General features: G+C 69.0%; 17 protein-coding genes and 1 pseudogene. 9 read left to right on the forward strand and 9 right to left on the reverse strand.

Annotated elements, in window-relative coordinates:
* Positions 1–755 precede the first annotated feature (755 nt).
* Positions 756–1274, forward strand: a complete 519-nt coding sequence (locus AB0M54_RS29565; protein ID WP_364324160.1) for a hypothetical protein — start codon at positions 756–758, stop codon at positions 1272–1274.
* Positions 1275–1944: 670 nt separating this feature from the next.
* Here the strand turns inward: AB0M54_RS29565 and AB0M54_RS29570 are convergent.
* Positions 1945–2047, reverse strand: a pseudogene (locus AB0M54_RS29570) (integrase); the annotation flags it as partial.
* Positions 2048–2135: 88 nt separating this feature from the next.
* Positions 2136–5822, reverse strand: a complete 3687-nt coding sequence (locus AB0M54_RS29575; RefSeq protein WP_364474866.1) for a hypothetical protein — start codon at positions 5820–5822, stop codon at positions 2136–2138.
* Between the two features lie 175 nt (positions 5823–5997).
* Here AB0M54_RS29575 and AB0M54_RS29580 point away from each other — a divergent pair, with 175 nt between their 5' ends.
* From AB0M54_RS29580 to AB0M54_RS29590, 3 genes are all read left to right on the forward strand, one after another.
* Positions 5998–6423 (forward strand): peptidase inhibitor family I36 protein, encoded by a 426-nt coding sequence (locus AB0M54_RS29580; RefSeq protein ID WP_364474868.1) that lies wholly within the window; start codon positions 5998–6000, stop codon positions 6421–6423.
* Positions 6424–7251: 828 nt separating this feature from the next.
* Complete coding sequence (locus tag AB0M54_RS29585) at positions 7252–7893, forward strand: helix-turn-helix domain-containing protein (RefSeq protein ID WP_364324152.1); 642 nt, start codon at positions 7252–7254, stop codon at positions 7891–7893.
* A 26-nt stretch (positions 7894–7919) separates the two neighbouring features.
* On the forward strand, positions 7920–8651 hold the full coding sequence (locus AB0M54_RS29590) for an SDR family oxidoreductase (protein ID WP_364324150.1): 732 nt from the start codon (positions 7920–7922) through the stop codon (positions 8649–8651).
* Between the two features lie 15 nt (positions 8652–8666).
* On the opposite strand, the gene AB0M54_RS29595 is transcribed toward AB0M54_RS29590, so the two are convergent.
* Genes AB0M54_RS29595 through AB0M54_RS29610 form a run of 4 tightly spaced genes read right to left on the reverse strand, consistent with a single transcriptional unit; the run spans position 8667 to position 12113 of the window.
* On the reverse strand, positions 8667–9887 hold the full coding sequence (locus AB0M54_RS29595) for an ABC transporter permease (protein WP_364474869.1): 1221 nt from the start codon (positions 9885–9887) through the stop codon (positions 8667–8669).
* Positions 9884–10582 (reverse strand): ABC transporter ATP-binding protein, encoded by a 699-nt coding sequence (locus tag AB0M54_RS29600; protein WP_364474871.1) that lies wholly within the window; start codon positions 10580–10582, stop codon positions 9884–9886. The genes AB0M54_RS29595 and AB0M54_RS29600 overlap by 4 nt, the downstream gene beginning before the upstream one ends.
* Positions 10579–11628 carry a peptidoglycan-binding protein gene (locus AB0M54_RS29605; protein ID WP_364474873.1) on the reverse strand — a complete coding sequence of 350 codons (1050 nt, stop codon included), beginning with the start codon at positions 11626–11628 and terminating at the stop codon, positions 10579–10581. The genes AB0M54_RS29600 and AB0M54_RS29605 overlap by 4 nt, the downstream gene beginning before the upstream one ends.
* A gap of 20 nt (positions 11629–11648) precedes the next feature.
* The gene (locus AB0M54_RS29610; RefSeq protein WP_364474875.1) at positions 11649–12113 is read right to left on the reverse strand and encodes a hypothetical protein; all 465 of its coding nucleotides are present in this window, start codon (positions 12111–12113) and stop codon (positions 11649–11651) included.
* Between the two features lie 220 nt (positions 12114–12333).
* Here AB0M54_RS29610 and AB0M54_RS29615 point away from each other — a divergent pair, with 220 nt between their 5' ends.
* From AB0M54_RS29615 to AB0M54_RS29625, 3 genes are all read left to right on the forward strand, one after another.
* Positions 12334–13002, forward strand: a complete 669-nt coding sequence (locus AB0M54_RS29615; protein WP_364324140.1) for a response regulator transcription factor — start codon at positions 12334–12336, stop codon at positions 13000–13002.
* Positions 12996–14240 (forward strand): ATP-binding protein, encoded by a 1245-nt coding sequence (locus AB0M54_RS29620; RefSeq protein WP_364324139.1) that lies wholly within the window; start codon positions 12996–12998, stop codon positions 14238–14240. The genes AB0M54_RS29615 and AB0M54_RS29620 overlap by 7 nt, the downstream gene beginning before the upstream one ends.
* 131 nt (positions 14241–14371) lie before the next feature.
* Positions 14372–15016: a hypothetical protein gene (locus tag AB0M54_RS29625; protein WP_364324138.1), complete on the forward strand. Its 645-nt coding sequence runs from the start codon at positions 14372–14374 to the stop codon at positions 15014–15016.
* Positions 15017–15094: 78 nt separating this feature from the next.
* Here AB0M54_RS29625 and AB0M54_RS29630 read toward each other — a convergent pair whose 3' ends face one another.
* A complete protein-coding gene (locus tag AB0M54_RS29630; protein ID WP_364475012.1) occupies positions 15095–15799 on the reverse strand; it encodes an AfsR/SARP family transcriptional regulator in 705 nt (234 codons plus the stop codon).
* 364 nt (positions 15800–16163) lie between these two features.
* Between AB0M54_RS29630 and AB0M54_RS29635 the strand changes: the two genes are divergently transcribed.
* Positions 16164–18656, forward strand: coding sequence for a tetratricopeptide repeat protein (locus AB0M54_RS29635; RefSeq protein WP_364474877.1), 2493 nt, complete (start codon positions 16164–16166; stop codon positions 18654–18656).
* A gap of 93 nt (positions 18657–18749) precedes the next feature.
* Here AB0M54_RS29635 and AB0M54_RS29640 read toward each other — a convergent pair whose 3' ends face one another.
* A complete protein-coding gene (locus AB0M54_RS29640) occupies positions 18750–19304 on the reverse strand; it encodes a hypothetical protein (protein ID WP_364474879.1) in 555 nt (184 codons plus the stop codon).
* Between the two features lie 323 nt (positions 19305–19627).
* On the opposite strand from AB0M54_RS29640, the gene AB0M54_RS29645 reads away from it, so the two are divergent.
* Positions 19628–19867, forward strand: coding sequence for a helix-turn-helix domain-containing protein (locus AB0M54_RS29645; RefSeq protein ID WP_364475014.1), 240 nt, complete (start codon positions 19628–19630; stop codon positions 19865–19867).
* Between the two features lie 311 nt (positions 19868–20178).
* Here the strand turns inward: AB0M54_RS29645 and AB0M54_RS29650 are convergent, their stop codons facing one another.
* A complete protein-coding gene (locus tag AB0M54_RS29650; protein ID WP_364474881.1) occupies positions 20179–20643 on the reverse strand; it encodes a hypothetical protein in 465 nt (154 codons plus the stop codon).
* Positions 20644–20646 lie beyond the last annotated feature (3 nt).

Here is a 20646-nt window from a genome sequence, read left to right on the forward strand (position 1 = left end):
TGGTTTGAGCCGGGGGTAGAACATCACGTCCATCAATGCCGTTGTTTGGAACTGTCCAAGATTTGTCATGCGCAGAAGGTTTGACCACTCGGGTCTCGCGGTGGGCCGGCCCGGCTGCCCATCGCGTCCTGGCCGGGGTAAGCATGCTCGCCGTCCTCCTGGTCGTTCTGGGCTCTGTCGCGTCGCTCATCGACATCATCAACGCGCCGGCCGGAGCGCTCCGGTGGGCGGCCGCCACGGTCCTCGTGACGATTGGGCTGTGCCGGCTCATCACCGTCCTGCGCAGCCGGCCCCAGAGAGCACGACGGTTCTCGGATACCTGAGCGCGGCGATGCTGATCGCCGGGGCGGCCCTGGCCGGTTGGAACGCCGCCGCGGCGGCGCCCGCCACGCAGCTCTGCGGCTGTCCCGGCGACGAGGACTCCGCGCGCGTGCCCGTCGTAGCCGACCTTCCCGGTCCCAGCGCTTACCCTGGACCACTTCGGCAATGCGATGAGCCCTTCGACCACCCGCTGCGGCCCGCTCATCGACGGCAGCGTCTCTCGAAAGCAGCGAACGGCTAGTTCAGTGAATACACCGAGCGCGACTTTCAGCCCCGCCCACACCGACTCGAGGCACAGCGCTTCAAATTATTGCTGTGTTGTCCGGAGTTTGTTTGTCTCACGGCCCCGTGGAGGGCCCAGACAACTCTCGCCCCGCTAGACAGAGGTCTTGACAACCAGGACTGGCGCACGTCGCCAGCGGGAAGGAGTGTTCATGAAGGCACTCAGAAGATTCGGCACACTCGGCGTCGCGATGATCGTCGCGGTCGCCAGTCTCATGCTGGGCGCCGCGCCGGCGTCTGCCGCTGGAGACACGCGCTACGAGAACATGGGAAATCCGGGCTGGTGCCTGGACGGTGACGGGAGTTTCGCCTACCTCCACGCGTGCAACGCTGGAAACGTTTTCCAGGTGTGGAACGTCGGGGACGCAGGCTGGATGGAACTGAAGCATAAGCAGTCCAACACATGCCTCAAGGCCCTGTCGAACAATCTTGTCGGACTGAGTAGCTGCGGCGAGTTGGGAACTAGCTGGCATGCGTCGGGCAAGAACGGCTGGGTGAAGTTCGTAAGTGCCGCTTGGGGCTTCGGCAAGTGCCTCCGGCCGTACGGAACCGAGCAGGGGGGACAGCCGACGTACGACCTCGCCGTGTTGGTCTGCAACCCAGACCGCCCCAATGACGACCCATACGCCACCGACAACGTCCCGAATATCGTCGCCTGGCGCTTCCACTAGCTCGAGCCCTTGCCGCTCGGAAGACCAGAATTGGAGCCCTCCAGGCGCGCAGTACCGTCAGCGGGTCTGAGCTGCGGAGATGCAGTTCGGGCCCGCCGTGCTGCCCGTCACTGCGATCCCGACCCGGATGTCCGGAGCGGCTCGGTCTTCCTGCTGATCTTCGACCTCGCGGTGGCCCTGGACGCCGGCCTCGGCATCTGCGGCGCGATCCGCCGCATGCGAGCGACCCGCTGGCCGCCGCGGCGCGGGTCCAGGCAGACGCAAACGCCGCAAGCGCGCCCGCCGCAAGTCCGCCGTACGCGCTGAGGAACTTGTCGCGGAAGGCGTCCATCTTCATGACGGCGCGTCCTCGTCCGGGCGCAGGCCGACGCCTCGGTCACCAGTCCCAGCGCTACATTCGTGCCACGCGGCTACCAAACGGCCGGCGCCCGGCGGCACCTCGACGGGCACGCGTCGATGACCTGCCGAGCGTCGATCAGTGACTCGGTGACCGCCGCAAGGCAGTTGGCGTCCAAGGCTTCGTGGTAGTTGACGCGGTAGGGCGCGGGCAAGTTGCAGTTCCCCGAGATCAGCGTCCATGCCCGGCCGGGTCCGGGCTGGGCCGGGTCCTGGCGAGGTGTCGGGCGAGGGCGTAGCCCGGGGACTGGTCGAGGCGGGCACCGCCGTGGTGGTAACGGCGGGTGGTGCGCGGGTCGGCGTGTCCGAGGCCGTCCTGAATGTCCCTTAAGGCGGGTGCCGGCGTCGCGGGCCAGGGTGGCGCGGGTGTGTCGGACCTTCCCTGTAAGCAATCGCAGTCGTTACTCGGTAGCTTGCTGCCTGGTTGAGTCACGCGGTGCTGGCTTGCATGTGATCGCTGCGGGCCTATTCGGGTTCGCGTAGGTATTTCGTGCGCTCTTCCGGGGTGAAGTCTCGGGTAGTGCGCTGTCTTGCCAGCGCGATTACCTTATCGATCGAGTCGCATACCTCGCAGGGCGTAAAGCGGATTGTCGCTCCATACAGGGTGATGAGTCGCCGTCCATCGGCACTGAAGGCGACTTGCCGGGCGCCGGTGGGCTGGTCGAAGGTCAGGGCCTCGCCGCTGCCGTCGGTCTTCCATAGGCGCACGACGTCGTCGGTGCCGACGCCGGCGATCAGCTTGCCGTCCGGGCTGAAGCTCATTGACGCGATCTGCCCGACAGAACCGGTGAGCACGACCGGGTCCTCATCGCTGGCGACGGCCCAGACCCGGATCGCCCCATCGTCGCTCGCGACGGCCAGCCACCGTCCGTCCGAGCTGAGCTGGACGCGATCGGGGCGTCCGCTTTGGCCCTTCAACCTCCTTATCACCCGGCCGGCGGCCGGGTCCCACAGCACCACGCCGTCCGGGTTCTGGATCAGTGCCACCAGGCTGGCGTCATGGTTGATCGTGAGGGGTGGAGCATGGTCGAGCGGGATGGCAACCTCTCGGCCGCCGGCCCGCCATACTCGGACCTCGCCGTCGCCGCACTCGACGGCGAGCAGGCGACCATCGTGACTCAAGGTGACCTTGTTGCCGATCACCGGATCCGGCCAGCGGCGACACTCGAGAACCTCCGGTTTGTCACCTGTCGCCGTCCGCCACCAGTAGATCTTTTCGTTGTCGACGGTCGAAGCCGCGACACCGCCTCCCCCAGCGCTGAGGGCGAGGAACAACGGGCCCGACGGGACTTTGTACAGTGTCGCGTTCTGCGGCGCCCGGGTGGGAGAGACGGAAATCGTGCCGGGCTTGTTGGCGGGCATCACCGCGGCGAAGCTGCCGTCATCGCTGATCGCCGCCGGGCGGTTTGATACGGGAAGCGTGATGGTGGTGGGGGCGGCGGTCGTGTCCCACACGCGCACGGTGGCGTCGTCGCTGCCGGAGACGATACGGCGGCCGTCCGGGCTGAACGCCACACCGCGCACCGCACCCCGGTGTCCACGCAGCGCCAAGCCGCGTGTGCTGTCGGAGACGTCCCAGATCCGGACGGTCCGCTCGTCGGCGCCCGCGGCGATACGGCGGCCGTCCGGGCTGAACGCCACGCTGATGTAGTGGTGCTCCGGGCCGCGATAGATCTGCGGTCCGGAGCGCCCGTCGGTGGACCACGCCATGACCTTCTCGTCGCCGCTCACGGCGACTCTCCGGCCATCGGGGCTGACCGCCACGGACTCGGGAGAGGTCATCTTCGGTTGCCGGATCACGACGGGCGGAGCCGAGGAACCGATGTTCCAGATCCGAATGGTGCCGTCGCCCGTGACGAGGGCCAGCCGCCCGCCCCCGCCGAAGGCGAGGCCGCTTGCGGTTCCAGGATGGCGCAGTGACCTTCGTGACCCGTCTCGGGTGTTCCAGACGTGGACATGCGAGTCAGCGCCGATCCCGGCGACCCAGCGGCCGTCCGGGCTGTACGCCACGGTTCCCATGATGGTGGGTAACCGCGGACCCAGTGGTCGTGCCGGGTCCGCGCCCTCCGGTCGCCACAGCATGATCTGGCTGCTCCAGTTTTTCTGATCTGAGTGCGAGATGGCCAGTCGTCCGTCCGGGCCGAAAGCGACGAAGTAGCCGGGCACGGGCGCGGTGACCGGCGGTGTCCGGCCCTGCAGATCCCATACCTTGACCACGCCATCCGAGTCCGCGCTGGCGACTCGCGACCCGCTGACGGCGACCGACTGCACTACCCCGTCGTGCCCTTCCATCGTGAACGTCGTACGCGCGTCGGCGGTGGTCTGGCGCAGCATCGACTCGGTCTGGTCGTCTGGATGAAGGCGGTACGCCCGCGCCGCGAGCAGCAGCGCGAGCTCGGGATCGGTCATCCGCTCGGCCCGAGCGCCCGCCACCAGCTCCCGCGCCACGGCACGGTCCCGTTCGGCCTCGGCCCGGTCCCGTTCGTTCGTGGCGCGGTGCGCTGACACGACCGCTCCGGTCGCGAGCACGCAGACGACGGCAAGGCCCGCGACGAGCCCGGCGAACGCTCGGCGCGTGCGACGCTGACGCTTCCGCGTCTCACGGTCGCGTAACGCGCGGCCAGCCTCCAGAAACTCCCATTCCGTACCGCTCAGGTCGATAACGTTCGCGTCCACCGCCTCCACAGCACTCGACAGCCGCAGCCCTCGATACAGCGCGCCCTCATCGCGTCCCAGCGACTTCCAGGCGGCGGCTGCCTCGGTGAGCTGACGGTGCAGGCGCAGCCCGGCGCGGCTCTCCTCCACCCAACCCTGGAGACGTGGCCAGGCCCGGATCAGCGCCTCGTGCGCGATCTCCACCGTGTCACGGTCGGTGCTGAGCAGCCGGGCGGTCGTGAATGCCGCGACGACGGCCGGGCCCTGCTCAACTGTGTCCAGCTCGGGGCGGCTCAGCCGCCGGCGGGTGATCAACCCGTCCGGGCCGACGTCGACCATGCGCAGCAGCACCGACCGGGCGACGACCTGTTCCTGCTCGGACAGCTGCTCGAAGGTCTGTTCCGCGGTGTGCGCGACCGCGCCGGCGACTCCGCCGGCTGCCTGGTAGCCGGCCAGGGTGACCATCGCACCTTGGCGACGGCGCCAGGCCTCGCGCAGTGCGTGCGCCGCAAGGGGCAGCGCACCCGGCGAGTCACTGACCTCCGCAACGATCGTGGCCGCCAGAGCACCCTCGACCCGGGCGCCACGGGTCGCGGCCGGCCGGGTCACCGCCTCGCGCAACTCGGCAGGACTCATCCCGCCGATCAACACTTGGGCGTCGGTCAGCGCGGCCAGCAGCTCGGGGTGTTCGGTGAACTGGGCATAGTGATCGGCGCGTACGGCCAGCACCACCCGCGCCCGGCTATCCGGCTGCTGGCACATCGCCAGCAACGCCGCGATGAAGTCGGCCCGTTCGGCCGGGTCGGCGCGGGACGCGAAGACTTCCTCGAACTGGTCCACCACCACCAGAAGATCACCATTCTCCGGTGTGTCGGGCAGGCCCTGCCGGACCATCAGGTCCGCCCGAACCGGGTCCTCACGCAGCTCGTCCAGCAGCCCACCTGCCGACACACCGGCATGCCGGGCCAGATGCACCGCCAGCTCCGCCATCGGATGCGCGCCCGGCGTCAACACGATCACCGGCCCGCCTGCGGCGGGGACCAGCCCCGCTCGCACCAGCGACGACTTACCCGCCCCTGAAGGGCCGAACACCGTCAGGAAACGCCGCTGCCGCAGGCGGCGCACCAGCTCGTCCACCAGTACGGCGCGGCCGAAGAAAAACTCGGCGTCCTGCGTCTTGAACGACGCCAAACCCGGGTACGGCGACCGCCCCTGCCCGTTCGCCTCCGCGTCCGGATCGGCGGCCGACGCCATGCTGAGCCGCTCCGCCTCCCTCCAACGCCACTCCCACTCCCCAAGATCACCACCACAGGCGGCAACATAGGCGAGGGTCACCTCCAGCGTCGGCAGCCGCCGGCCCGAGGCCGCCGCGGACAGGGTCGCCACCGAGTAGTTCACGCGCACGGCCATCTGCCGGTAGCCCGGCTTGCCGGCCTTCTCGCGCAGCTGCCGCAGCCCGCCGGCCAATTGCGCGACCGGGCCGTCCAGCCCGTCCAACGGCCGTTCAGGCCTCGGCATCCCCCGAACCTCCCCCTCACCACCCTCGCTCCCATCGTCCATTATCTATGCCGTTGCTCAGAGTTGTTTGTCTGACCGGCCCGAGCAGGATCCAGACAACCCGCACGCTGCTAAACAGAGGTCCGACGACGCCGAACGTCCAAGGAGGTCAAGAATGATCAGGAAATCCCGGATGCTCGCCGCCGCCACCGCACTGGTGGCGGCTGTTCTGGTGCCGGCGTCACCGGCCTCGGCCGACTCGAGCTGCGACACGGGCTACCACTGCGGCTGGGACGTCGGGTTCAGCACCGGCAAGGTCGCGTTCTTCAACAGCGACCCCGACTTTCGCAACGACAGGTTCAGCACCGGGCAGATCGTCGACAACAACATCAAGTCCGCGAAGAACCGCACGAGCTCGAACTACGTGAGCGTCTACTACTACGGCGTCAATTACACCGGGGACATCGTCTTCTGCGTGAACCCGGGCCAGGACGTCCAGAACCTGCCCGACGACGGGATTCCCGGCAACGACATCGGCGAGGCCAACGAGGCCAGCTCGCTGCGGCTCATCGCCGGTGGACCGTTCTCCACCTGCTACTGAAAGGAACGCGAGCATGAGAAGGCTCGTGCGGATCCTGATCGCGGCGATGACCGTGTCGCTCCTGCTGGCCGCGGCGCCCCCGCGCCGGGCGACCAGCGGACAACCGGGGCGACCGAGCTCCGCAGGCCGTCGGGCGCCACCGCGCTCGAGGCAGCCGCCACGAACGATTCCACCGGGCAGCCGGCGGCGCCCGCAGCGACGAGGACCCGCACCCGCAAGACCGCACCACGGCCGGCGACACCGGCGCCAGGTCGGGCCCGCGCTCGAACCGCCACCCCAGCGGCTCAGGACGAAACCACGGCGCCTCGCCGAACGGCGAGAACCGCCACCACGACATCGACACGCACCGCCAAGCAGACCCCGGCGAAGTCCACCAGAAAGGCCGCAGCGGCGACAGCCACACCGGCGCCGGTGAAGAAGCGGACCGCCACCCGCGCCAGGGCCTCAGAAAAGGGCGAGACACCGCGAAGCGAACCCGAGCTGCGGCTACGCCACCGGCCACGAGCGGCCGCGTGTACCGGTGTACGCCCGACGACCTCGCCGAGATTGTCGGCCGGGTCGAGACCGTGGCGGGCGTGGCCGCGCACTATCAGGTGCCTCGTCACCCGCCCAGGGCTGGGTCAGCCGGCTCCGAGCCACGGCGTAGCAGGAAGCAGCTGAAAGAACATGCCAGCCAGCCCAGCCCGAGCAGTGACCGACGGCGAGATCCTGGCGACCCGGAGATCTGGTGTGACGTCCGGTGAGTTCGGACCAGCGACGTCGGCCACATCACCAAACCACTGAAACGGATACGGAAGCTCCGTATCCGCTTGTGCTAGCGTTGGGGTCGTGAACATCGATGCACCGCGAGTGCACGCCCCACGCGCAGACGCCGAACGCAACCGCGTCCGCATCCTCGACGCTGCGGCGAGCGTGTTCGCCGAGCACGGGGTGGGCGCCACGCTCAACGACGTGGCCCGGGCGGCGGGCGTCGGGATCGGCACGGTCTACCGCAAGTTCCCCGACAAGGACGCGGTGCTCGACGCTCTGTTCGACGTGAAGGTCGACAACCTGCTCCGCCTGGCTACCGAGGCCACGCGGGAGCCGGACGCCGGGGCCGCGTTTCGCGGCTTCCTGCTCGGCGTCATCGAGGCACGTGCGAACGACCGCGGGCTTGGTGCCGTCATCATGCGCGGCGAGAACTCGGCCGCGGAACTGGGCCGGCGGCTCGCGCCGACGGTCGAGCCGCTGATCACCCGCGCCCGCGCGGCCGGCGAACTCCGCGAGGGGTTCACCGGCCAGGACGTGTGCATCCTGTCGCTCATGGTCGGAGCGGTCGCCGATAACACGCGGGACGTCGATCCCCGCGCCTGGCACCGCTACGCCCAACTCGTCATCGACGGGACCCGGCCCTCGGCTGCGGCCGAGCGCCTCTCACCGGATTCCCTGCCCTTCCGTGACGCCGCGGCCGTGCTCGGCCGGGCCCGCTGACCGACCCACTTCCTCAAGGAGAATCGATGGACATCAACGGATCAGTCGTGCTTGTAACCGGGGCATCGTCCGGCATCGGAGCCGCCACCGCGCGGGCCGCCTCGCGCGCCGGCGCCAGGGTGGTGCTGGTGGCGCGCCGGGAGGAGCGCATCACCGAGCTCGCCGCCGAACTCGGCGAGGCCCTGCCGGTGCGCGCCGACGTCACTGATCGCAGCCAGGTCGAGACGGCCGTGCGTGCCGCCGTGGACGCGTACGGGCGGATCGACATGCTGGTGAACAACGCCGGACAGGGGTTGCACCTGCCCGTCGAGGAGATCAACCCCGACGACTTCCGCGCCCTGCTCGACCTCAACCTCGTCGCGCCGCTGATGGTCATGCAGGCGGTCGTCCCGGTCATGCGCAAGCAAGGCGCCGGCAGCATCGTCAACGTAAGCTCCGGCATCACCTTCGGGGCGCTGCCCGGCTCGGGGGCCTACGCCGGGTCCAAGGCGGGCCTGGCCAAGCTTTCCGAGGTGGCGCGGGCAGAATTGGCCGGCGACGGCATCGCGGTCTCCACCATGTATCCGTTCATTACGGCCACCGAGTTCCTCGGCTCGATGCGCGACGGTCACGAATCCGCATCGCGCCTGGAGTCCAGCCACGCACCCCAGCCGCAACACCCCGATCTGGTCGCGGGGGCCATCCTCGACCTGATCCGTACCGGCGCCGAGCGCGCCGACCTGGTCCCCGAACGGTTCGGCGGCTCCTACCGGGACTGACCTCAGTGGGGTTGGTCAGCCGGTGGTCAGCGCTTCCGTTGGGGGGAGGCGTCCGGCGCGCATGGCCGGATAGAGGCCGGCGATGGCGCCGATCGCGATCGAGGCGGTGACGCCGCCGGCGATCCCGGTTGCCGGGATGACCGTCGGCCAGCCCTGGAACGTGGCGTAGACGGTGACACCGGCGAGGCCGATCGCGGCGCCGGCCAGGCCGCCGAGTACGGAGAGCGCGACTGCCTCGGTGAGGAACTGGAGCAGGATCTGGCGTCGTCGGGCGCCGAGAGCACGCCGTAGTCCGATCTCCTGGCGGCGTTCCAGCACCGAAATGATCATTGTGTTGGCGACGCCGACGCCGCCGACCAGCAGGGATACCGCGCCCAGTCCGATCAAGAGGCTGTTGAAGGTGTTCTTGGCGGCCAGTTGCGCGGTGAGCGCGTCCGATGGCCGGCTCACCTTCACCGCGCTCGGATCTTGCGGGTTGGCCGTACGCGCCAGGACTGCTCGCACCGCGTCCACGGATTCGTCGACGGAACGGGTGTAGACGCGGGTCGGGTGGCCGTCGAATCCGAGGCGGCCGGTGGCGGCGTCCCAGCCGACCAGGGCGGAGGTATTGATCTCCGGGGCCAGGTCGAGCGGTTCCAGGACGCCGACCACGGTGAACCACTGGCCGGAGATGAACACCTGCTGTCCCGGCTCGGCGCCCAGCAACCGGGCGGTCGTCGCGCCCAGGACGACGGCCGGGTACCGCGCGGTTGCCTGGTTCAGCCAGGTTCCGCCGGCCAGCTTGCCGCCGAGGGTGTCCAGCAGATCCAGGCGGGCGGCGGCGACTTCGATGCCCTGCGACTCGCGCGGGTCGATCTTGTTGGTACGCCGTACGGTTGCGCCCTTGACGGTTCCGGTCGCGGTGGCCGATCGGACGGGGGGGATCCGCTTGACCATGTCGACGACCTCGTCGGGCAGCGGGGGGTTCTGGCCGACCAGGTTCTGTCCCGGTTCGACCGTCAGCAGGTTGGTGCCGAGGCTGGCGATCTTGTCCAGGAGCTGAGCCTGGCTGGCGGCGCCGACGCCCAGCACAGCGACCATCGCGGCGATCCCGATCGCGATGCCCAGGCCGGACAGGATCGCGCGCAGTGGCCGGCCGCGCAGTCCGAGCAGCCCGACGCCGATGAGGTCGCTGGTGCGCAGCCGGGCCGTGCGAGGCAGCGGCGGCGCAGACGTGGTGGCGCTGGGCGGGCTCATACGGCGCCGACCCTCGTACTGCGGTCGGAGCGGATCTCACCGTCGAGGATCTCCACCTGACGGTCGAACGCGGCGGCGATGCCGTTGTCATGGGTGATCACCGTGATCGTGGTGCCCTCACTGTGCAATTCGTGCAACAACTCGATGATGGTGTCGCCGGAGCGGGAGTCCAGCGCGCCGGTGGGCTCGTCGGCGAGCACGATGGCCGGCCGGGCCACCAGCGCGCGGGCGATCGCCACCCGCTGACGTTCGCCGCCGGAGAGCTCCTGCGGGCGGTGTTCCAGCCGGTGGCCGAGGCCGACTCGTTCCAGCGCCGTGGCCGCCTCGCGCAGCCGTTTCTTGCGGGCGATGCCGTGATAGAAGAGCCCGTTGGCGACGTTCTGCACGGCCGTCAGGTGGGCGGTGAGGTAGAACTGCTGAAAGACGAAGCCGATCCACTTCGCGCGTACCGCCGACAGTTGGACGTCGTCGAGGCCGGCGACATCGTGCCCGAGGATGCGCACCGTCCCGCTGGTCGGGCGGTCCAGGGTGCCCATCAGCTGCAACATGGTGGACTTCCCCGATCCGGAGGGCCCGACGATCGCGGTCAGCTCGTCCGGCCAGATCCGCAGCGAGGCGTCGTGGAGCGCGCGTACGCCGCCGGGATAGGACTTGGTGACCCGATCCAGTTCGATGACCGGAGGTGCTTCTGTCATGTTGACGGCACCGTCACTTTCATGCCCGCCGTCAGCCCGTTGCCCTTGATCTCGACCTGACCGTCGGCGAACGCGCCGAGCTCGACCACGACGATCCGCTTCGTGCCGTCGCCGCCGACGGCCTGCACCCCGAAGCCACCCTCGGCCAGTGCCAGCAAGGCGTTGACCGGCACGGCGAGGACCCCTTTGTGTACGGTTCCCCGGAAGTCGACCGTGACCGGCGCACCGTCCAGGGCGCCGGTCACCGCGGGATCGTCCAACGCGATGACGACGGGCAGGGTGGGGGTTTTGTCGCCACCCTCGTCATCGCCCGAGGGCGCCTTAGCCGTCGTACCGACCGTGACGACCTTTCCGCTCGCGTTCTTACCGTCCGGCAATCCCACGGTGACCTTGCTGCCTCGGACCGCCAGAGCCGACTTGGTGGCCGGCAGGTCGACAGTGACCTGCTTCCGGACACCGGTCGCGGTGAGGACCTCACCGGCCGCGCGCGTACCTATCTTGGCTTTGACCTCGGCCACCCGGATGGCGCCGGGGAGCACGACCACGTCGCCGACCTTGACCCGGCCGGTGCGTTCGGCGCCGCGAGCCTTCTGCCACTTCCGCACCGTCGCCGCCGTGGCGGCGGTGAACTCGTCGTCCACGTTCAGGCCACCCCCGTAACCGAGCTTGCGCAGGTTCTGCTCGAGGATCCGGACGTCCGGACCGTCGGCGACACCGTGGTACAACTCACGCCAGAACGGCAGCTTTCCGTACAACAACGGCACCGGCTGGTTGTCGCCGTCGTACACATGCTGTCCTCGGGTGATGGTGTCACCCGGCTGCGGAAGCCAGGTCACGATCGAGCTCCGGTCGGTCTCGACGGATACCGTCCCCGCGTAGCCGAGGGTTCCGCCGACCTGCTGGGTCTCCACCAGATCGGTCTTCACGACCGGCGTCGTCAGATCCTGGCCGGCCGCGACCTGCTCGCTCCCGCGATCGTCGCGGGTGAGAAGCACCACGGACCCGGCGATCAAGGCGGCGGTCACCGCCACGGCGACCACCGCCACCGAGACCTTCGTATGTTTCCTCACTTGCTGCCGTCCATCGGGACCTGCTTCATGCACTTCTGATCCGCAGCAATCAACTCCGGGGTCTGCGGGGGCACCACCATCCCCTGACCCGGGACCGGGTCGGGCCAGTCGATGCCCTGCTCACGCATGCACTTGGCGAACTTGAGCCGCTGCTCGTCCTGCTTAGGATCGTTCGGCTTGGCTCCGGTGCTGCCGCTCTGAACGGTCTCGTACTGCTTGCATTTGTTCATCGCCGCCGTGAGAGCCGGACTATCGGCCGGCAAGTCCGGTCCCGTTCCGGGTTGCGGGTCCTTGACGTCGATCCCGTTGTCCCGCAGACACTTCGTCCACTGCGCGGGATCGATGGTGCCCGCCGACGCGCTCGGGGCGGCCGCGGCATCCTTCCCTCCGCCGGTGGCGATCCCGTCCTTCGAGCTTCCGGAGTCACCACAACCGGTGAGCGCACAGCTCACGGTCAGCATCAGTCCGAGCGCGGCCGTCCGGATCAGGGGCCGGCGGTGCGATGTCACGTTGCGCATATCCACTCCTCGGGTCGTGCTCGACCGGCAACCGCCGGTACGACCCGAAGTTCTACGGCGTCCGGTGTTTCACCGGCGTTTCACCGTGGCCGGCCAGCTGCTGTTATGTCGGTGAAACACCACCGGAGCTACGGTCGACGCGAGATCCCACCCGGAGGTGGCCATGCGCGTGCTTGTGGTGGAGGACGAGAAGCTCCTCGCCGGTTACATCGCCGAAGGGTTGCGTGACCGGGCGATGTCGGTCGACGTCGCCCATGACGGCAGCACTGCACTCGACAAGCTCGTCACCGACTGTTACGACGTGGTCGTTCTCGACCGGGACCTGCCCGGTACGCACGGCGACGAGGTCTGCCGACGCATCATGGAAACCGGCGGACGCGCCCGTGTGCTGATGCTCACCGCGCTCGCCGAGGTGACTGAGCGTGTTTCCGGTTTGCGGCTCGGCGCCGACGACTACCTCGGCAAACCGTTCGACTTCGACGAGCTCGTCGCCCGCCTCGACGCGCTCGGCCGTCGTTCCCAACCGGCCGTACCTCCGGTGCTGCGCCACGAGGACATCACGCTCGACTCGGCTCAGCGACGTGTCACACGCGCCGGCCGCCCGGTGCCACTGTCGAACAAGGAATTCGGTGTGCTGGCCGCCTTGCTGGCCGCGAACGGCACGATCCTCAGCGCCGAGGAGCTGCTGCGTACGGTGTGGGACGAACACGCGGATCCGTTCACCAATGCCGTACGGGTGACCATGTCCCGGTTACGGGCGAAGCTCGGCGAACCTTCGATCATCGACACTCTGCCCGGCGTCGGCTACCGGATGGCCGGCCCGGCATGCTGAACCGGCTCACGCTGCGCTGGCGGCTCACCCTCATGCACACCGGCGTCTTCGTCATCGTGGCCGCCGCGGTGGTGACCATGGTCTTCGTCCAGAACCGCATCGTGATCACGAGGGTCGGCAAGCTCTCCGAGCGCGACCGCGAGGTCCTGCAATCAGCGCCGACGGCCCCCAGTCCCGGTGTGGAAACCGGCACGACCAGTCCGTCCGGGAAGCCCCCGACTTTATCCATCCTGGACTCGATCCTCGTGCAGCGCGACGATGCGATCGGCACCATCCTGACCCAGTGGATCGTGGCATTCGCGGTGCTGACCGTCATCGTCGGGCTTCTGGCCTGGTGGGTCACCGGGCGGGTGTTGAATCGGGTCCATGCGATGACCACTCAGGCACGCCGCATCTCCGTCGCCAACCTGCACGAACGGATCGCCGTGCACGGCCCGGCCGACGAACTCCGGGAACTCTCCGACACCTTCAATGACCTGCTGACCCGGATCGACGACGCCTTCAGCGCACAGGCACGGTTCATCGCCAACGCTTCGCATGAGCTGCGCACTCCGCTGGCCGTGGCCCGTACGACGTTGCAGATCGGGCTGGCGACCACCGATCCGAGCAGGGTCCGGCGCGTTCGTGACGAGCTGCTCCGCAACAACGACCGGTGCACCGCGCTGATCAACGGCCTGCTCACCCTGGCCCGCGGGGAACAGGGCCGGCGCGGGCGGGAGAAGGTGGAGTTCGGCGACGTCGTCCGCCAGACCGCCCTGGAAGCGGCAACAGACCACCGAACCGGCCCGGCCGGGCTGCGGCTCGACGTGCCCGGCCGCTGCACGGTCACCGGCGACCGGCTGCTGCTCGCCCAACTCGTCCGCAACCTGATGGACAACGCCCTGCGATACAACGTGCCCGGCGGTGAAGTGCTCGTACGGCTCACGTCGAACGGGCACCTGACGATCAGCAACACCGGTCCGGCGATCAGCGACGGCGAAGCCATGCGACTGTTCGAACCGTTCTACCGGGGGGCCCAACGCACCGGGCAGACCGACGGCGCGGGACTCGGGCTGTCGATCGTGCGCGCCGTCGCCACGGCCTGCGGTGGCATCGCCACCGCCACTCCACGAGACGGCGGCGGCCTGGTCGTCGAGGTATACCTCCCGCCCACGACAGAGCCACACCTCCCCGACTCGCTGGCCCTCGCGTCAAGCTCTCGGGCGGCCCGAGTCGAACGGGAAGAGCAGCACAGTTAGTACTCCATGGAACTGAGTGTCGGATAGCGGCGCCGCGCATCGAGTTTTCGTCAAAGAATTTGCCATATCGGACCGCCAGGCTGGACGGGCGCAGGCATTCTTCTGCGTCGGTTATCACCAGGAGGTTCGAAGTGCGCATCTCATCATCCCGGATACTGCGGGTTCTCAGCGTCGTCGCCGGCATCACCCTGATCGGCGGCGCCGTGGCGGCCACCCCGGTCAGCGCCGCGCCGGCCAAGCCAGGCGCGGCGGGCGCCATGAGCGGCCACTGCGTGATCAAGCTGAGGCCGGGCCTCAACAAGGCGCCGGCGCTGAGTTGCTTCGGCACGTTCACCGAAGCCCTCAGCTACGCCAGCGGCGGCGCGGTGACCGACGCCCCGGCCAAGGCCACCTCGTCCAAGGCGCTGACCGCGAAGATCGAGGCGGCCAACACCGCGGCTCTGAACCCGGCGGCCGCGCAGGCGGCGCCATTGGTCATCGGCGTCGAGTACTCCGAACCGAACTTCGCCGGCTGGACGCTGACCATGTCCGGGTCGGTCAGCTGCACGGGGCAGACCACCGACGTCGACTACTCGCTCGACCTACCGTCGGTCGCCTGGGACCAGATCTCGTCCTTCACGAACTTCAACATCTGTTTCACCGACCACTACTTCCTGCAGAACTTCGCCCTGCCGCGCACCGGGTTCCAGAGAACCCTGCCCATCGTTTCCTCGATGAACATCGGTGGCGGCCCGTTCAACGGCGACAACAACACCCGTTCCATCACCTGGAGTTAGACCCGCGTCATCGTTCGGCCGGCGTAGTCCTCAGTTGTTGCGCCGGCCGTGAGTCGGTCAAGGACCAAAGGGGCCGACTCAGTGGAGGAGTTGGGAGTGCAGGCGGCGGAGCGAGGCGCCGGGGTCAACGCCGAGTTGGTCGGCCAGGTCAGCGCGGATCCGGTTGAAGGTGGCCAAGGCGTCGGCGTGCCGCTCGGACCGGTGCAGGCTCACCATGAGCAGGCCGGCCAACACCTCGTCCAGCGGGTATTCGCCGACCGCGGCGGACAGCTCGCCGAGCACCTCGGCATGCCGGCCCAGCCGAAGCTCGGCACCGAACCAGCCGCTCAGCGCCGTGAGCCGCTCCTGGCGCAGGCCGGCCTGGGTGCGCTCGGCCCAGCTCCCGCGCAACCCACATAGAGGCTCGCCCTGCCACAGCCGGAGCGCCTGCCGGTACAGCCGCACGGCGTCGGCGTCTCGGCCATTGTCCGTGGCCAGCCGGGCCGCAGCCAGAACGAGCCGGGCCTGGTGCAGGTCGACACGGGTCGGGTCGACCTCCAGGGCGTAGCTTGTGGCGGTACGCGCGATCACCGCCAGCCCGGGGCAATGTGTGCGCAGCAGCCGCCGCAGCCGCGCCACGTACGTGTACAAGCTGCTATGGGCCGCACGCGGCGGCTCGCTGCCCCAGATCCGCTCGATCAGCCTGCCCAGCGGCACCGGCCGTCCCTGAGCCAGCACCAGCGCGGCGACCAGAGTAAGTTGTTTCGGCGTGCCGAGCGGAACCCTACGCCCGTCCCACCACATTTCCACTGGCCCCAGAACGCAGATTTCCAGGTTCATGTGCTTCCCCCGCATTGGTACGGAATCTCGATGGTCGCGACCTTCAAGGCAGCCGCCCCGGTAGCCGTCGGCTCGACGGATCCGAGAGGGCAATAAGTGCGGTTAAGTTGGTGCACAGTGCCGACCGCGGTTCCGCCGTCGACTGTCCGGTGCGGAAAGCTCACGTGACAGGATCCCGGATGAATCCGTACGCGGGCCGTGTTGCTCGGGCTCAGCGACGGGCCAGGGCCGGAGGTCGGAAGTGTCTCGATCCGGACACCCCGTCAGCGGTCAATGTCCGTAGCTTGGAACCCTGCCGGAGACACAGACCCGGTTCGGGAGGTGGGCAATGCCGCCGATGCAGGGGCTGGTCGACACGTTCGCGGCGTTGCCCGACCCTGGGCAGGCCGGCACCCTCGACGCGCTGGTCGAGCGGCTGCGGTTGTTGAAGCTCTGGGCCGGTGACCCGTCGTACGAGCGGATCAAGGACCGCGTCAACACGGCCTGGTCCGCAGCGGGCCGCCCCGCCGGTGACCTGGCGCGCAAGACCACCGTGGCGGACTGCTTCCGGCCCGGCCGACGGCGGTTGAACCCCGACCTGGTTGTCGCGGTGGTGCAGGCTTTGCACCCAGATGCCGGCTACGTGACACAGTGGCGCCAAGCGCTGCAAGTGATCGGCGGGCGCAGCGAGGCAGCCTCGCAGGTCCGGGTCCAGGACCGGCTGCCACCGGATCTGGCCGGGTTCACCGGCCGCGTCGCCGAGTTGGACCTGCTCCGGCAGGCGCTGCGCCACGGTCAGCTGGAGGGCGGCGCGATGGTGATCTCCGCGATCGCCGGGATGGCCGGGGTCGGCAAGACCCAGCTCGCCATCCACGCCGGACACCTTCTGACCCAGGAGAAGGTCGTCGACCGGGTGTTGTTCGTGAACCTGCGCGGCTTCCACCCCGACCCGGCCCAGCCGCCGGCCGACCCCGGTGCCGTACTGGACGGCTTCCTGCGCCTGCTCGGTATGCCGGGTCAGCAGATCCCGCACGACCTGCCCGCCCGCACCGCGGCCTACCGCCGCCGCCTGGCCGGCACCCGCACCCTGGTGGTGCTGGACAACGCCGCCACCGCCGACCAGGTGCGCCCCCTGCTGCCCGGCACAGCGGGCTGTCCGGCGCTGGTCACCAGCCGACGCGACCTGGCCGCGCTGCGCCCCTCGGCGCACCTGACGGTGAACGTGTTCACCCCCGACGACGCCCTGGCCTTCTTGACCCGGGCCGCAGCCGGGGTTCCCGTCGGAGCGGACCCGGGCGCCGCGGCCCGGATCGCCCGACGCTGCGGCCATCTGCCCCTGGCGCTCGGGCTGGTCGCCGCGCACATCCGCGGGACGCCCGGCTGGACCTTGACCGACCGCGCCGACCGGCTCGACGAACGCCACTATCAGCGACGGCTGGACACCGGCGTCGAACTCGCCCTCGGCCTGTCCTACCAACAGCTACCCACCGACCTGCAACGTGTACTACGCCTGCTGTCGTTGCACCCCGGCCAGGACCTCGACGCCTACGCCGCCGCCGCTCTGGCCGACACCGACCTGCCCACCGCCGAGGCCCGCCTCCACCACCTACGCCGGGATCATCTGCTGCAAGAGGCCGCCCCCGGCCGGTATACCCTCCACGACCTGGTCCGCGCCTACGCCGCCGGCCGGGCCGGCGACGAAGACCCCCCATCCGACCGCCGCGCCGCCCTGACCCGCCTGTTCGACTTCTACCTCCACACCGCCCACGCCGGCGACCGACTGCTGTACCCGCACCGCGATCCGGTCGCGCTCGCTCCGGCGCGCGCCGGAATGGTGGTGACGCCGCTGACCGACGCCGGCGCGGCCATGGCGTGGTTCACGGCCGAGCACGCGGTCCTGCTCGCGGTCGCCGAGCAAGCCGCGGCCGCCGAGGGACTCGACCAGCACACCGCCGGGCTGGCCTGGACTCTGACGAACTTCCTCAACCTGCGCGGGCACTGGCAGGACCAGATCACCGTGCAGAGCCGCGCCCTCGCCGCCGCCCGCCGCCTCGGCGACCGGTCCGGGCAGGCGCACATCCACCGCAACCTCGGCCGCTCCCACGACATGATGAGCCGCCCCGACGACAGCCGAACGCACTTCAGCGCCGCCCTGGCGCTGTTCGCCGAGCTCGACGACCAGGTAGGCACGGCCACGACCCACGTCAACCTGGCCCGACAGTACGAGCGACAGGGCCGCTACCCCGAGGCGCTCAGCCACGACCAGCACGCGCTCGCCCTGTTCCAGGCCGCCGGGGACCAGGCGGGCGAGGCCAGGGCAATCAACAACGTCGGCTACGTGCACACCCTGCTCGGCAAGTACCCACAGGCACTCACCTACAGCCGACAGGCCCTCAACCTGCACCAGAGCATCGGCAATCGCCATGGCGAGGCCACCACCTGGGACAGCATCGGCTATGTGCACCACCGGCTCGGCCAGCAGGAAGCGGCGATCGACTGCTACCGGCACGCCCTCACGCTGTACACCGAGACCGGTGACCGCCCCAACGAGGCGCAGGCCCTCACCAACCTCGGCGACGCCCATGAGAGCGCCGGCGACCACGGCGACGCCCACGACGCCTGGCGAGCCGCCCTGGACATCCTCGACGAGCTGGGCCACGCCGACGCCGACCTGCTCCGCGCCCGGCTGCCCGACTCACGAATCAGCCTCGACGAGCCGGACCATCGCGATGCGGTGGCCGGACTGGGAACGATGGTTGATGATCTGCCCGCCCGAGCACCCGCCGTACACGCTGGGTCGCCACCCGGCCGCGAGTACCGAATGGCGCCAGGACCTGCATGATGCCGAACTCGACGACCCGAAGCGGATCGATCCAGCGTTTCCGCCGTGGGCCTTGCGGGCCGCGGACGGCCGCGACGCGGCGCTCATCTTCTGTTACTCAGCGGCTCCCATACGGTTGTCGGCCGTCTCTGTAGCTTGCAGCCTTCGTAGCATCTCCATGTCGCTGATGTCCTTCTGCCGCCACGGCCGGCCGTGGCGCAGGTGCGGGAACTGCTCCTTCATCGCGAGCATGCCGGAAATACTCATGGCCAGGACCGGCATGCCGTCGAGCGTCACGGGTTCGTTGTCAAAGGATCCTGGCGGAAACAGCCAGTCAGAAAACCTCCCGAGGGGCTGGTCGAATGATCCGTCCGGCCGCCGGTCGATGTAGGCGGTGCTGAAAGAGGTTCCGTCCAGGATGAACTCACAGGCTTCTTCTGGAGGCTGAGTCGGCAAAGCCGTGCCCCCAATCCCCTCGATCAGCGCCTTTGATTGCTCGGCGTGGATGCGTTCGACCCAGAACTCCACGTCGCCGTGCTCTCGGGTGATGCGACCGATCCTTGCGTCGAGTCCCCAGCCGCCAAACAGCCACGCCGGGATGCCTTCCGCCTGCAAGACCGTGATGACCTCGCGGATGACACGCAACTGCCCCCTGGACTTCGAATCCATGGATTGATCCTGTCATGCAGCGGACGGCCCACCCACATGCTCCGGAGCCAGTGGGTCGTGATGGTGATCGATCTACTTCGAGTTGTTCATATCGGTTTCCGCTCGCCGCCCTTCTCGATCATGCCTCTGAGAACGCCGTTCGCCGCCCGAAGGCTGAGCGCCCCTCGCAGGCGGCTGTTACGCGACGATGGGGTTCTGCAGGCACCACGTCTGGTCGGGGGTGCTCCCGTGCGACCACATGATGACGGGCGCTCCGCTGGCCGTGCTGCGTCCCTCCACGCTGAGAAGGGCCGGGCGCCGCCGCGGGGCCGCTGTCCGCCCTGCTGGGGCCGACCCGGGCCGCGGTGCTGCACCTGCTGGCCGCCCCGCACTGCACCGGCGAGGTCGCCGAGCGTCTGGGCCTGGCCGCCGGCACGGCGTCACACCATCTGACGACGCTGCGCGACGCCGGGCCGGCGACCACGGAACGCGCCGGCCGCCGGTTGCTCTACCAGCGCACCCGGCTCGGCGATCAGCTCGCCGACGGGGACGGGACGGAGTATTCGTCCGCAACGGCCTTGTAGCCGGACCTGCTGTAGCCCGACAACGCCGCCTTCGCGTCGCGTCCACGATGTCACGGAAAGGATGCTTCGGGACCCGCCCCGGCTCCTTGATCAGCGGAAGCGTCGGCTCGATGATCGCCAACGGGCCCACATCCCGGACCTGCCACGACTACCGGAATCACCGCGGACACGCCGTCCGACAGCCCTCAGAAACACTCACTCAGGTGGCAAACGACAACCGTTGAACCGGTGTCGACAGCCGCTGAGACAGCCAACCCTGCAAGCGGCACGGGCGCCGCCGACGAGATAGTCGGCGGCGCCTTCAGAGTGGATCAGGTGCCGCACTGGCGGCTGGTCCACTTGAAGCCCGCGATCTCGTTGTTCGTCGCCTTGCCCTTGCCGTCGGCCGGACCCCACGAGAAGTAGCGGACCCTCAGGTCATTCCAGTAGTCGCCCGGCGCGATGCAGGCGTACGCCCCGCCGTACCACTGGTGGTAGTACAGGTTGGCGTAGTTGCCGTTTGCGCTGTTGTTCTTCACCGACGAGGCTCGGTTGCGGAAGTTGCCGCAGTTGTTCTCCCAGTTGTCGTCCGAGTTGAACCACCGGCAATTCGCAGTGGTCGGATTGTCCGCGCCGTCGATGGCGTCCCAGGCATAGAAGTAGCCGTCGCCCTGCGCCGTGAAGCCGCTCGGCGCAGAGGGTCCTGCGACCGGCTGTGCCTGGGCCGCAGTCGGCAGCCCCGTCAAGAGTGCGAGACCGAGGGTGGCCCCGGCCAGCAGACTGATAACTCGTCTCATCAG

This window comes from Actinoplanes sp. NPDC051470 (genome assembly GCF_040682035.1).
Classification (GTDB): Bacteria; Actinomycetota; Actinomycetes; order Mycobacteriales; family Micromonosporaceae; genus Actinoplanes.

Bases quoted from the DNA above. Each gene is read 5' to 3' on its own strand.
- AB0M54_RS29615 (WP_364324140.1), top strand. From the start codon at position 12,334: ATGCGCGTGCTTGTGGTGGAGGACGAGAAGCTCCTCGCCGGTTACATC.
- AB0M54_RS29565 (WP_364324160.1), top strand. From the start codon at position 756: ATGAAGGCACTCAGAAGATTCGGCACACTCGGCGTCGCGATGATCGTC.
- AB0M54_RS29610 (WP_364474875.1), bottom strand. From the start codon at position 12,113: ATGCTGACCGTGAGCTGTGCGCTCACCGGTTGTGGTGACTCCGGAAGC.
- AB0M54_RS29630 (WP_364475012.1), bottom strand. From the start codon at position 15,799: ATGTGGTGGGACGGGCGTAGGGTTCCGCTCGGCACGCCGAAACAACTT.
- AB0M54_RS29650 (WP_364474881.1), bottom strand. From the start codon at position 20,643: ATGAGACGAGTTATCAGTCTGCTGGCCGGGGCCACCCTCGGTCTCGCA.
- AB0M54_RS29620 (WP_364324139.1), top strand. From the start codon at position 12,996: ATGCTGAACCGGCTCACGCTGCGCTGGCGGCTCACCCTCATGCACACC.
- AB0M54_RS29580 (WP_364474868.1), top strand. From the start codon at position 5,998: ATGATCAGGAAATCCCGGATGCTCGCCGCCGCCACCGCACTGGTGGCG.
- AB0M54_RS29590 (WP_364324150.1), top strand. From the start codon at position 7,920: ATGGACATCAACGGATCAGTCGTGCTTGTAACCGGGGCATCGTCCGGC.
- AB0M54_RS29640 (WP_364474879.1), bottom strand. From the start codon at position 19,304: ATGGATTCGAAGTCCAGGGGGCAGTTGCGTGTCATCCGCGAGGTCATC.
- AB0M54_RS29600 (WP_364474871.1), bottom strand. From the start codon at position 10,582: ATGACAGAAGCACCTCCGGTCATCGAACTGGATCGGGTCACCAAGTCC.
- AB0M54_RS29595 (WP_364474869.1), bottom strand. From the start codon at position 9,887: ATGAGCCCGCCCAGCGCCACCACGTCTGCGCCGCCGCTGCCTCGCACG.
- AB0M54_RS29635 (WP_364474877.1), top strand. From the start codon at position 16,164: ATGCCGCCGATGCAGGGGCTGGTCGACACGTTCGCGGCGTTGCCCGAC.